The organism is Telluria sp. Soil_C_11 (assembly GCF_057657395.1).
In genome coordinates this window covers 462,397-474,673 of record NZ_JBDGIN010000004.1, presented here as the reverse complement: position 1 = coordinate 474,673, position 12,277 = coordinate 462,397, and the positions used below count along the sequence as shown (strand labels likewise).

Sequence of the window (12,277 nt, the reverse complement as noted above, 5' to 3'; positions counted from 1 at the left end):
GTATGGAAAATCAGGTGTTTGGCCAGCGGCACGGCCTGTTCGCCGAGCAGCATGCCCAGCAAGCCGATCAGGGCGATGACCGGCGGCGCCGGCGAACGCACGCCGATCAGGCCGTAGAGCACGCCGGCCAGGATGCCGGCGCCCAGGGAAACCAGATACATAGCTCGCTCCTTTTCAAAACATCGACAACTGCCGGGTACCGGGGCTTTGCAGCCCCTGCCTTGTGTGCGATGCGATGGAGTGAGTATGCGCGATCAGGAAGGAAGTGAAAAACGGATAATTTGCAGATTTTCAATCGAAATTTTCGAATATCGGCGCCTTCACCGGGTAAGGCGTACCCATGTAGATATTGTTGAACTTGACGATGTTCGAGGACGTGCTGTCCTGGTAGATCCCGCCGCGGGTCGCTCCCATGAAAACGTTACTGGAAATGACGGTGCGGCTGCCGTAGATCCAGGCCAGCGCGATATGCGCCTGGAACGGGATCGGTGTCCTGCCCCCGCTGCGCCGGTTCAGCACGGAATGGCTGCAGTTCGAATCCATGATGTTCGACATGAGCATGTGGCCACCCGTGTCGGGATACCTGGCCGGATCGCCGCCGCCGTATAACTGGATGCCGTTGCCCTCGTTATTCGAGACCGTGTTGCCGTAGACCGTGCATTTGGTAACGCCGTCGTCCAGGCCGATGCCGCCCCCTTCCGAACCGTTGTCCAGCGGACCGCCATAGTTGTAGTTGAACCTGCACGTGTTGTAGCGGAGCGTGTGTCCCGTGACGGCGTTCGGCCCCGCCGCCGCCGACAGCTCGATGCCGCGGCCGTAACAGGTCGGGCTCATGGTGCCGCCGTTGTAGTTGCAGACATTGTTCTCGATGAGGAAAGACCTGGCGACCCCGGTGACGTGAATGCCGAAGTTCATGTTCCTGCTGCAGTTATTGCTGCCCACGTAGTTGCGCTCCCCACTGTTCATGAAGATCCCGGAGAGCATGCCGGTCACGGTATTCCGGTCCAGGCTGGCGCCCGAACCCTGGACCAGGTAGATGCCGATCGCGCCGCGGTTCGGGTTGTAGCTGACGCCGGACGCCGTCGATGTTCATGTTCCCGGCCACGAGGATCCCGTGGTTCGCATAGGCAGGATTGCAGCTCACGGCGTCGAGCACGCATCCCGACACGGTCACGCGGTCTTTGCCGAATACATACATGCCCGCGCAGTTCGACGTCACCGCATTGTTTTCGAAGACGCAGCACGGTAATACGCACCGACCGTGATGCGCCGGGATGCCGTCCCGCTTGCCGACAACTGGAAGACGCCCCGGTAGGTGGTGCCCCGTTTTTGCAGGTAGGTATTGCCGGGCGCCCAGGTGACGCTGGTCCATGCGCTGAACGGGCTGGCAAGCGTGCCGTTGCCAGGACCGGGGACGGAAGGGTCGATGTAGTAAGTGGCCATGGTCGAATCGGGAAAGCGTGCGCGGGGCACGGAGCGGGACCAGATTAGGCCTGCTGCACAGCCCGATTCTTATGGGGTATCAAGGCCGGGGTCCTCATCGCCCAGATTACATCTTGGTAATAACCTCCCTTCTGTATTGACGCTCATATATGCATATGTTCAGATGCTGGCCACTTTCGTTTCCAATTCGAAACGATTGTGACTGCCATTGAGCCCGGTGCTCGTACTCGTGCTGGTGCTCGCGCAGATTTCCAAATAAAAGAAAGGAACAGTATGTTCAAGGAGACAATGCTCGCGCGCTCGCTGCGGGTGATTTATTCGGGCGGTATCGCCGCCGGCGTCGGCCTGCTGGCCTTGCCGGCAGCGGCGCAGGATGCGGCAGGCAGCGCTCCCGCCCCGGTCATGCAGCGTGTGGAAATCACCGGCTCGGCGATCAAGCGCACCGAGTCCGAAACCGCTCTGCCGATCTCGGTGCTGACCCACGCCGACCTCGAACGCACCGGCGCCACGACGGCCCAGGACCTCGTAAGCCTGATCCCGTCGAACTTCGGCGGCGGCGTGCTGGCGCAGAACGTCGGCTCGACCGGCAACCCCTCGACCGCCAACCTGCGCGGCCTCGGCCCGCAGTACACGCTGGTGCTGCTGAATGGCCGCCGCGTCGCCAACTACGCCTTCGGCAGCAGCCCGGTCGACCTGAACTCGATTCCGCTCTCCGCCATCGAACGCGTCGAGGTCCTGCGCGACGGCGCATCGGCGATCTACGGCGCCGACGCGGTTGCCGGCGTGATCAACTTCATCCTCAAGAAGGACTACCAGGGCGCGGAAGTCTCCGCCTACGACACCAAGGTCCAGAAAGGTGGCGGCAACACCCGTAGCTTCAACTTCACCGGCGGCTATGGCGACCTGTCGACCCAGGGCTTCAATGTCCTGCTGAGCGCGAACCACGAGACCGACGAAGCGCTCAAGGCCACCCAGCGCGATTACGCCAGCACCGGCGTGCGCCCGGACCTCGGCCTGATCAAGAATTCGCCGCGCAATGGCATTCCGAACTTTAACTTCACGGATTCCAACGGCAACCACTACACGACCGTCAATCCCTTCCGTTACAAGAACTGCGACAACGCTGCCTTTGCGCTGATTCCGATCGGCAGCGCGACCACCTGCGGCACCGATTACGTCCGCTTCATCGACCTGATCCCGAAGGCCAAGCACGACAACATCGTCGCCCGCGGCGTGCTGCAGCTGAACGACGACAACCAGCTGTACGCCGAAGCCATCCGCACCAAGGACGAGACCACGGCCCACTATTCGCCGGCGCCCTATACCAAGCCGATGATCTACCCGGCGAACGGCCGCTTCTACCCGACGAGCTTCACGCTGCCGAAAGGCATGACCATGCCGAACGGCTCGGTCCTCGCCGCCGATACCGTCGTCACCCCGGTCGGGCCGATGAGCGGCACCTGGCGTACCGTGGCCGGCGGCGGCCGTGCCGATATCACCGACGCCACCAATACCCGCTTCCTGGTCGGCGCTCGCGGCACCATCGCCGGATGGGACTACGACACCGCCCTGTCGTACTCGAAGAACGAAGGCGTGATCTCGTTCGGCGATGGCCAGTACAGCTATGCAAAGCTGACCCCGCTGATCGCCGCCGGTTCCATCAACGTGTTCGGCGACCAGGACGCGAACAGCCTGTCGGCCCTGCAGAGTGCGCGCCTGACCGGCATGGAAAACAGCGCGACCTCGACCGCCAAGGAATTCGATGCCCGCGTGTCCAAGGAACTGATGCAATTGCCGTACGGCGCGCTCGGCTTCGCAGTCGGCGTCGACATGCGCCACGAAAAGCTGGAGCAGGTGTCGTCCGATGCGCTCGCTTCCGGCGACCAGGTCGGCGGCAACGGTCCGGTGCCGGGCGTCTCCGGCAGCCGCAAGGTCTACTCGGCCTATTCCGAAGTGTCGGTCCCGCTGTACACCCATCTCGACCTCGACATGGCGGCGCGCTACGACAAGTACAAGAACGACTTCGGCACCTCGTTCTCGCAGGTCAGCCCGAAGGTTTCGCTGCGCTGGCAGCCGATCAAGGAAATCATGGTGCGCAGCTCCTTCGCCGAAGGCTTCCGCGCGCCGACCCTGTACCAGAACCTGCTGCCGTACTCGTATGGCCAGAACACCAACGGCAGCTACAGCGACCCGGTGCGCTGCCCTGGGGGCAAGCCGATCACGAGCGTCAACCCGGTCGGCGCGCTCGAGGATGAGTGCAACGTGCAGTTGAGCGCGGCGCGCGGCGGCAATCCGAACCTGCAGCCGGAAAAGTCGAAGCAATATTCGCTGGGTATGGTGTTCCAGCCGACGCAGCACATCAGCGGCTCGCTCGACTACTGGAACATCAAGATCAACAATTCGATCGTGCAGACCTCGGAAATCGGCGTGCTCGGCAATCCGGCGCTTTACCAGGCCAATTACTGGCGCGTCGATCCGAAAACCCTGCCGCTCGATTCGACCGGCAAGCCTTTCCTCGATCCGACCACGCTCAACAAGAGCAACACGATCCAGGGCAGCACCAATCCGGACTTCCCGCTGGCCTTCGTCGATCTGCCTTATGCCAACTCGTCGCGCTTCTTCGCCTCGGGCCTGGACCTGAACCTGAACTACAAGGAGAACTTCGCCGGCATCGGTACCTTCGGCGCCAACCTGGATGGCACCTACTACCTGAAGCACGGTTACCAGTACGCGGGCGTGGCCAGTGTCAGCGATCTCGGCAGGTACGGGGACTTCGGCGCGACCCCGCGCTGGCGCCACATCCTGACCTTCAGCCTGAAGCACGGCGCCTGGACCGGGTCCCTGACGCACAACTACACGGCCGGCTACCAGGACTACACGAACGCCGACCTGATCGGTGCGGATTACCCGGCAGTGCGCCATGTGTCGTCGAGCAGCACGTTCGACACCCAGCTGGTGTGGAGCCCGATCAAGGCCTTGGACGTGGCGTTCGGCATCAAGAACCTGCTGAACCAGGATCCGCCAAGCTCGCGTAACGACCAGGGCTTCCAGGTCGGCTACGACCCGCAGTACGGCAATCCGCTGGGCCGCATGTTCTACCTGCGCGCGAAGTACAAGTTCCTGTAATCGCAAGGAACGTGGCTTGAGCAAGCGCCGGCCGGGCCAGTCCCGCCGGCGCTTTTTTACGCCCTCAGTTGTTCGGCTTCTGGATCTTCGCGTGGATGTCGTTCACCGCCATCAGCGCGGCCGATGCGAAGAACTTGTGGTACTCCGCCACCATCTCGCCGTTGATGATCACCGGATCGGTGGCGACGAAGGTCTTCGCTTCCTCGATGTCGGGCGTATTGAAGACGAAGATGCCGCGCCGTCCCTCGACTCCATCCAGCGGCCCGGCCAGCACCAGCTTCTTCTCGGCGCCAAGGCGGCGCATGTTGGCGAAGTGTCCCTCGAACATCTTCTTGCGCCCTTCCCCCTCGGGCATCTTGTTCGGCCCGGTCTTCAGGATGACGAACACGTAACTGCGCATGCCCATGTCGTTGGCGCCGAGCGACCTGGCCAGTTCGGCATCGTATTGCGCGGCAGGTTTGTCCTGCGCGGCGGCAGGGCCCAGGGCGCCCAGCAGGGCCAGGGCAAGGAAGCAAGGCTTCAGTAGCATGATGTCATCCTTTCATGGTCGGGCAGCCAGACTAGCATGAAGGATGAGTAAAGGAAACCTGTCGCTTTCCTAGGCTTATGCATATTTTTTCGCGGAAAGCGATGTAATATTCCTACCTGCCGCATCAACCCACCTGGACTATTCTTATGCAAATCGGCCATCCTGCCGGCGCTGCGCAAAGCGACGCCTCCCACGCCAATGGAGCGAACCTCGCCAGCCTGCGCGTGTTCGTCTTCGCCCTGTTCTTCACCTTCGGCGGCATCACCAGCCTGAACGACGTGATCATCCCCAAGCTGAAGGACCTGTTCACCCTCAGCTATGCCCAGGCCATGCTGGTGCAGTCGGCCTTCTTCGCCGCTTACTTCATCGTCTCGCTGCCGGCGGCGTCGATCGTGCGCCGCATCGGCTACATGCGTACCGCCGTGGTCGGCCTGCTGACCATGACCGCGGGCTGCCTGCTGTTCATCCCGGCGGCCTCGTCCAGCCTGTTCGGCGCCTTCCTGCTGGCCCTGTTCGTGCTGGCAGCCGGCATCACCATCGTGCAGGTGGTGGCCAATCCCCTGATCTCGATGCTGGGCGCACCGGAGACGGCCAGCAGCCGCCTGACCTTTGCCCAGGCCTTCAACTCGCTCGGCACCACCGTCTTCCCGTACGTGGGCGCGATCCTGATCCTCGGCTCGCTGGCCAAGGTCGACCAGGCCACGCTGGACGCGGTGCAGCTGGCGGCCTACCGCGCCGCCGAAAGCCAGGTCGTGGTGCACACCTACATCGGCCTGGCGATCGCGCTGGCCATCGTGGCGGCCATGGTCTGGGCCAACCGCAAGAAACTGGTCGAGCACACCAGCCCGGAAGGCAGCATCCTGGGCGCCTTCAGCCTGCTGGAGCGTCCGCGCTTCGCCTTCGGCACGCTGTGCATCTTCCTGTACGTCGGCGCCGAAGTGGCGGTCGGCTCGCTGATCGTGAACTACCTGATGCAGGCCGACGTGCTGGGCCTGGGCGCCGAGGCGGCCGGCAAGCACGTGCCGCTGTACTGGGGCGGCGCGATGGTCGGCCGCTTCCTGGGCGCTTACGTCCTGCGCATCTGCTCGCCGGGCAAGGTGCTGGCCGTGGCCGGCGGCCTGGCCGCCCTGCTGCTGCTGGTGTCGGCCGGCAGCACCGGCGCCGTCTCGGGCTGGTCCCTGCTGGCGATCGGCCTGGTGAACTCGATCATGTTCCCGACCATCTTCACACTGGCCTCGGAAGGCCTGGGCGAGCGCACCGCCGAAGGCTCGGGCCTGCTGTGCGTGGCCATCGTCGGCGGCGCCATCGTGCCGCTGATTACCGGCTTCGCGGCCGACATGTCCAGCCTGCGCCTGTCGCTGGCCGTGCCCGCCATCTGCTACCTGCTGATCCTGGTGTTCGGCTGGTACGCGCGCCGTCCGCTGCAGAACTGCTGATCCCTCATCTGCGCTCACCTGCGCTCATCTGCGCTCACGGGCGCAGGTCGGTCCCGGCCGGGCTGGCGCCCGGCTGGACCGCACGCGCCGATTCCGCGGCGCGCAGGGTGCGGGCGTTGACCCGGGCGCGCTCCTCGTCGCGCAGCCAGCCCCACTTGTTGAAGTAGCGCGCCGCCGAAACCAGGTGGTGCGCCAGCAGCCGCCAGTCGCGGTACGAACCCCTTCCATAGTCGTGCACGACTGCCACGTGCGGCACGAACACCGTGCGCGCGATCCGGCCGACCCGGCGCGACAGGTCGACATCCCCGAAATACAGGAAGAAGCGCTCGTCGAACAGGCCGGCGCGCCGCACGGTCTCGAGCCGCATCAGCAGGAAGCAGCCGGACAGCGCCGGCACCTCCATCACCCGGGAATAGCCGCTGCCGTGCAGTTCGTAGCGCGCCAGCCGGCCGCTGGACCGGTGCAGCAGCGGAAAGAAGCGCCGCACCAGCAGTTCGAGCGGATGCGGCAGCAGCTTGCACAGCGGCTGCAGGCGGCCGTCCGGATAATGCACGCGCGGCGCCAGCAGGCCGACGTCCGGATGCTGCTCCATCCAGGCCAGCAGCTTGCCGATCGCGTCGAGCGGGATCTGGATGTCGGCGTGCAGCACGAAGTGGTAGGCGCTGCCGGCGGCGATGGCTTCGCGCAGCGCCAGGTTATGGGCGCGGGCGTAGCCGGGATTCTCGGGCTGGTGGCGGTAGCGTGCGCCGAAGCGCTCGGCCAGCGCGCGCAGCGTGTCAAGAGGCGAGTTGTCGACCAGGTAGACCAGCAGGCCGGGCCTGGCGGTCGTCACGCTGGCCAGCAGGCGCTCGACCTGTTCGCGGCGGCTGCGGTAACAGACGATGGAACAGCTGGCCGGCGCCGTCATGATCGTCGCTCCCGCCAGCCGGCCAGGCACCGCTTCCACTTCCCAGGATACTGCCTCAGGTAAACGCCCATCGCCGCTCCCTCATCGACCGCTCTTCCATACACGATCAGAGCGGCCGCGCCGGCCACGGTTGCAGGGGAATGGCCGGGCCTTGCGCCGGATCAGAGGGCGGTATCGGTCCGCATCACCGGATACAGGTTCAGGCGCTCGTCCCAGGACGCATGGCGGCGCGCAAAGAATTCCAGGCGCGCATGCGGGTTCTTCGCGAACGCGGCGTCGCTCTCGACCTTGCGGCGGAACTCGGCGGCCAGCGCCGGATCCTTCGCCATCTGTTCGCGCGCGACGTCCTCGGCGACGTATTCCTCCATGTATTCCTTGCGCTCGAAGGCATTGTTGAAGAAGCCCCAGGCCAGCAGCGAATCCGGCGCCTGAGGCTCGAACAGGGCCATCACCAGGCGCGCCTTGGGCTGGGCGATGGGCACGAACAGCGCGCCCTTGCCGACCGTGCGCGGCTCCTGCTTCCACGTGCCCTCGACCTTCAGGCGCTGGTGCGACTCGAAGGACGCCGGCGCGAAGGACGCCTTGTCGGCGCGGAAGGTCTCGACCTGCGCCTGGACGGGCGCCTGGTCCAGCCTACGGAAAGCAATGCCGTGCTGGGTCAGCTTGGCGGCGACCGTTTGCGCCCAGGCCGCCGGCACCACGTAGCCGGCGCCCGGCGCCTTCACCTGCAGGTCGTCGACCACCTCGTCGCGCAGCGGCACATGCCAGACCTGCGGTTTCGTTTCGTCGTAACGGGTCATCATCATGCCGGACACGTCGGACATGGTGCGCGTATAGGCATAGCCCTGGAAGTCGACCATCGTGGTCTTGTCGGTGGTCCTGTAGCTCAGGGCCACCGGCTGGCCGGCCAGGCGCGCGGCGCGCGCATCGGCGGCGGCGGCCATCTGCTGCCATTCCCTGCCGTGCGCGGCGACCTGGTTCAGGATCGAGACGATGGCATTGTGGGTGATGCGCACGCGGGTCGGGTAATCCTTCCACGAATGGGTCTCGACCAGCAGCGACATCCGGTTGCGCAGCAGGAAATAGCCGGTCGAGAAGCGGGGTTCGTAGACCGTGTTGCGGAAACCGGAGGCCGGATTGTCGTTTTCCACGAACGACATGTAGTAGGACTGCGGCGAGGAGCCCTCTTTCGTGATGTCGGCGATGACGTCGGTGCGGAGCGCCAGGCCGGCCTTGCGGAATTCCGCGTCGCCCGAATTCACCGGCTCGACCTGGATCGAGACGTCATGCTGGAACATGGCGCCATCGGTGACGTGCAGGTCGACATAGGTCAGCGGATCCCAGGCGTTCACCAGGGCCAGCATGGCCTGCATCTCGGGCGCGTCGGCCTTCATGTAGTCGCGGTTCAGGTTGAAGTTCTGGGCGGTGGTGCGCCAGCCCATCTCGACCGGGCCGCGCTGGTTCGGGCGATTCCATTTCGCGAAGCGCTCATGGCCGTCGACGTTAAATACCGGCACGAACAGCAGCACCTGCCTGTCGAGCGCGTCTTTCGCGATGCGGTTTTCCAGCATCTCGCGCAGGGCCAGGAAACCGGCGTCCTTGCCGTCGATCTCGCCGGCGTGGATGCCGCCCTGGATCAGGGTCACCGGCAGGTTCTTCTTGCGCGCTGCCTCTGGCGTGAAGACGTTTGCCCGGGTCACGGCCAGCGCCATCATCGGCCGGCCTTCCGGCGTGGTGCCGAACTGGAAGCACTTCACCTGCTTCGGATACGCCTGCTGGAAGTCGCCGCACAGCTTGATGACTTCGTCGTAGCGGCCGGTGGCCGTGAAGCCGGACCGTTCCGAGACGGTCACCAGGTCGGGCGCGGCATGCGCGAGGGGAACGGCGGCCAGCATGGCCAGCAGTAACGCAGAACGGATCATCTATCACTCCGGCAGAGTTGGGAAAAATTCAATCCGGAAATTATAGACGCCAAAACGTCGTCCCCGCGCAGGCGGGGACCCAAGTTCTGCGTGAGTTGCCCAAACGCGGACAAACTTGGATCCCCGCCTGCGCGGGGACGACGGTGGTGGGCAGCGGGGACGACGGTGGTGGGCAGCGGGGACGACGGTGGTGGGCAGCGGGGACGACGGTGGTAGCAGCGGGGACGACGTGCTACCTCAACGCTGCTGCCGCGGATAAATCGCAACCTCCTTCATCTGCGGCCGCACCAGCTGCATCTGCACCGCGCTCGCACTCACGCTCGCGCGCGCCGTGCCGGAGGCCGGGCAGGCATTCGTGGCGCGGTAGGACAGCGCGGCGGCGAGCATGTTCTCGGACGTGTCGCCGAGCGAGTGGGCAAGGTCGTCGGCCACGGTGCAGGTCGGCGCGAAGCCGTCCGTGAAGTCGCCGAAGCCTTTCGCGTTCACGCCCTGGAACTCGATCGAGAAATAGGTCGTGCCGCAATTGTCGACCGGGGTGAAGCCGTAGGGCTTGCCGCAGGTCTGGCCGCCGATGATGTTGACTTCGATGTCCACGCCGCGCAGGCCGTTGATCACGGCTTCGCTGGCCGAGCAGGTGCCGGCCGTGGTCAGCACGGTCACGCGCTTCAGGCCCAGGTAGGGCAAGGCCATGCCCGACGGCACCGGGTTCGGCGCCGGGAAGCCGAAGGCCGTGTTGAGGAAGGGGATCGGCGGATCCGCCGCGGTCTTGTTGTTGTAGACCAGGTCTTCGAAGGTCTTGCCGGCCGAACTGGGCCCGGCAATCATGTAGGCCAGCTCGCTGGCGATGTACAGCAGGCCGCCGCCGTTGTAGCGCATGTCCAGCACCAGGTCGTTCACGCCCTGGCTCTTGAACAGGTTGAAGGCGTCGATCAGCTGCTTCTCGGCCACCGCATTGTGGTTCTCGAAGCTGAGATAGCCGACCTTGCCGGTCGGGGTATCGATCACCTTGGTGTTCTTCACGGAATCGCTGGCGACCACCTTCGACACCAGGGTCACGTCGAAGGTCGTGGTGGAACGCTGGATCGTCAGGCGGTGCGATTCGCCCGTATTCTCGGGGAACAGTCCGGCGTTGATCCGGTCGATGCCGGCGGTATCGGAAGTGTTGACGAAGTCGATACCGTCGACCGCCTTCAGCATGTCGCCGCGCTGTATGCCCGCCAGCGCCGCCGGCGAACCGGGCTCGACGATGGAAGCCAGCCAGGTACGCGGCGCGGTGGCGGAATTGCGCGACCAGGTCAGGCCATAGCCGACTTCTTCGCCGGCGCGGCTCAACGCATCCCACTCGGCCGTCGTGTAGGTGAAATGGAAGCGGTCCTTCGGCTTGCCCGCCGCCGTCAGCGCGGGCGTCTTCAGCGCCGCGAAATAATCCAGCGTATTCGTGTAGTCGGCCATCCGCACCGTGGCCGGGATCTCGTTGTACCACAGGTAGTAGCGGTCGGACCAGCCGCGCAGGAACTTCATTTCGTCCAGCAGCGTGCCCTGGCGGTCCGGGAAGGGGATTCCCTGCGCATCCACCCCCGTGCGCGGCGCGGCGCACAGGTTCTGGTAGCTCATGAAGTCGGTCGGGATCGGGTCCGCCGACGGGCCGGTGGGAATGGTCGGAGGCGTCGGACCGCCGCCGACCGGCGCGCTGGCGGTCGAACCGCCACCACCGCCGCCGCAACCGGACAGCAGGACGAGGACCGCACAGACCGACGCTGCGGCTTGGGAGAAGGCGGCCAGGCGGCCGTGACGTACGTATGGCGAGCTCATGCGCCTGATTATAGACGTGACTGCCTTCCCGGTTGCAACCAACTGTAACAGTTGGCGCGACGCGACATCGGTATTTGCTGAATCGCAAGCTTAGGCAGCAAGTTCAGTCAGCAAGCTTGCGCGTTGCGATTTGCAGATAGGCCGGGTCGCCGTATTCCCCGTACTCGCTCAGGGCGGAATAGCACAGCTTGATGGCATGGTCGTCGCTCGACAGGATGGCACGCGCCGCGATCGCCTCCTCGCTGGCTGCGGGCTCTTCGCCGCCGGCTTGCGCCCGGCCCTCTGGCGCGGCCACGACCGTGAGCCAGGCCACCAGCACCGCCTGCCACAGGTAGCGCCGGGCAAGCGCGCCATCGCTGGCATGGCGCTGCACGATGCGGAAGGCATGGCAGCCCGTCACCACGTGCAGCAGGGTGAAATCCTCGCGCCGCCGGTACGCATCCAGGCCGAACGCCGCGATCTCGCGCAGCGACGGCGGCGCGGCCGGCTGGATCACGGCGCCGGCCAGCGCCGCGTCCCAGGCGATCTCGAGCATCTTGTCGATGATGATGCCCGGCTTGAATGCGTGGTTTGCCACCTTGGTGCGCAATCGCCCGGCGATCTGTTCCAGCGTGCCTTCGCACGGTTCCAGCGACAGCGGCAGGGCCGCATATTCGCCGGCCCAGTACGCCAGCGCGCGCGCGATCTCATCCTCCAGCCCGCCCTCGATGGCATAGGCAAGGCGGATCATGCCGTGGAAGGCGGACGCCGCCAGGCCCGGCATGAGCACCGGCACCCAGTCGTGCAGCACGGCGTCGGTGCCGGCTTCGCGGATGCGGTCCTGGAAAAAGGCCAGGAAGCGCGGATAGTCGCCGCTGCTGCCGAGGACCTCGTGCGGATCGAGCCCGCTGCTCGACACCCCGGCGGGCACGAGCCTGCGCGCATAGCCGTCGGCGAAGCGGCGCATGGTGGCGGCATCGGCGCCGAGCCGGTCGAGCGCGACCAGCGCCATCGGCAAATGGTTGGCCAGCCGGTCGCCGTACAGCGGCGCGTAGCGGTGCGACGCGGTCAGCAGCTCACGGCATGCGGCGGAGATGGGGCCCATGGCGCCAATGTAGCACGG

9 protein-coding genes and 1 pseudogene are annotated in these 12,277 nt (G+C 65.3%); 2 read left to right on the top strand and 8 right to left on the bottom strand.

The genetic code is table 11. The features are described from left to right. Window positions 1-8 precede the first annotated feature (8 nt). The 3 genes and pseudogenes from AC3A6M_RS10175 to AC3A6M_RS10165 all read right to left on the bottom strand — a co-directional run. A pseudogene (locus AC3A6M_RS10175) lies at window positions 9-161 on the bottom strand (DUF1427 family protein); the annotation flags it as partial. 130 nt (window positions 162-291) lie between these two features. Continuing rightward, entirely contained in the window at window positions 292-1,038 is a 747-nt protein-coding gene (locus tag AC3A6M_RS10170) for a right-handed parallel beta-helix repeat-containing protein (RefSeq protein WP_487852620.1), read from the bottom strand. Window positions 1,039-1,215: 177 nt separating this feature from the next. After that, window positions 1,216-1,443 carry a hypothetical protein gene (locus tag AC3A6M_RS10165; protein WP_487852594.1) on the bottom strand — a complete coding sequence of 76 codons (228 nt, stop codon included), beginning with the start codon at window positions 1,441-1,443 and terminating at the stop codon, window positions 1,216-1,218. Between the two features lie 273 nt (window positions 1,444-1,716). Here AC3A6M_RS10165 and AC3A6M_RS10160 point away from each other — a divergent pair, with 273 nt between their 5' ends. Further along, the gene (locus AC3A6M_RS10160) at window positions 1,717-4,569 is read left to right on the top strand and encodes a TonB-dependent receptor (RefSeq protein ID WP_487852593.1); all 2,853 of its coding nucleotides are present in this window, start codon (window positions 1,717-1,719) and stop codon (window positions 4,567-4,569) included. Window positions 4,570-4,633: 64 nt separating this feature from the next. Here AC3A6M_RS10160 and AC3A6M_RS10155 read toward each other — a convergent pair whose 3' ends face one another. After that, window positions 4,634-5,098 carry a YciI family protein gene (locus AC3A6M_RS10155; protein ID WP_487852592.1) on the bottom strand — a complete coding sequence of 155 codons (465 nt, stop codon included), beginning with the start codon at window positions 5,096-5,098 and terminating at the stop codon, window positions 4,634-4,636. Window positions 5,099-5,244: 146 nt separating this feature from the next. On the opposite strand from AC3A6M_RS10155, the gene AC3A6M_RS10150 reads away from it, so the two are divergent. Beyond that, window positions 5,245-6,534 carry a sugar MFS transporter gene (locus tag AC3A6M_RS10150; RefSeq protein ID WP_487852591.1) on the top strand — a complete coding sequence of 430 codons (1,290 nt, stop codon included), beginning with the start codon at window positions 5,245-5,247 and terminating at the stop codon, window positions 6,532-6,534. 34 nt (window positions 6,535-6,568) lie between these two features. Here the strand turns inward: AC3A6M_RS10150 and AC3A6M_RS10145 are convergent, their stop codons facing one another. From AC3A6M_RS10145 to AC3A6M_RS10130, 4 genes are all read right to left on the bottom strand, one after another. Next, window positions 6,569-7,441, bottom strand: coding sequence for a glycosyltransferase (locus AC3A6M_RS10145; RefSeq protein WP_487852590.1), 873 nt, complete (start codon window positions 7,439-7,441; stop codon window positions 6,569-6,571). Window positions 7,442-7,602: 161 nt separating this feature from the next. Beyond that, window positions 7,603-9,363 carry a M14 family metallopeptidase gene (locus tag AC3A6M_RS10140; RefSeq protein WP_487852589.1) on the bottom strand — a complete coding sequence of 587 codons (1,761 nt, stop codon included), beginning with the start codon at window positions 9,361-9,363 and terminating at the stop codon, window positions 7,603-7,605. Window positions 9,364-9,600: 237 nt separating this feature from the next. After that, window positions 9,601-11,175: a S41 family peptidase gene (locus AC3A6M_RS10135; protein WP_487852588.1), complete on the bottom strand. Its 1,575-nt coding sequence runs from the start codon at window positions 11,173-11,175 to the stop codon at window positions 9,601-9,603. A 103-nt stretch (window positions 11,176-11,278) separates the two neighbouring features. Beyond that, window positions 11,279-12,259: a questin oxidase family protein gene (locus tag AC3A6M_RS10130; RefSeq protein ID WP_487852587.1), complete on the bottom strand. Its 981-nt coding sequence runs from the start codon at window positions 12,257-12,259 to the stop codon at window positions 11,279-11,281. Window positions 12,260-12,277 lie beyond the last annotated feature (18 nt).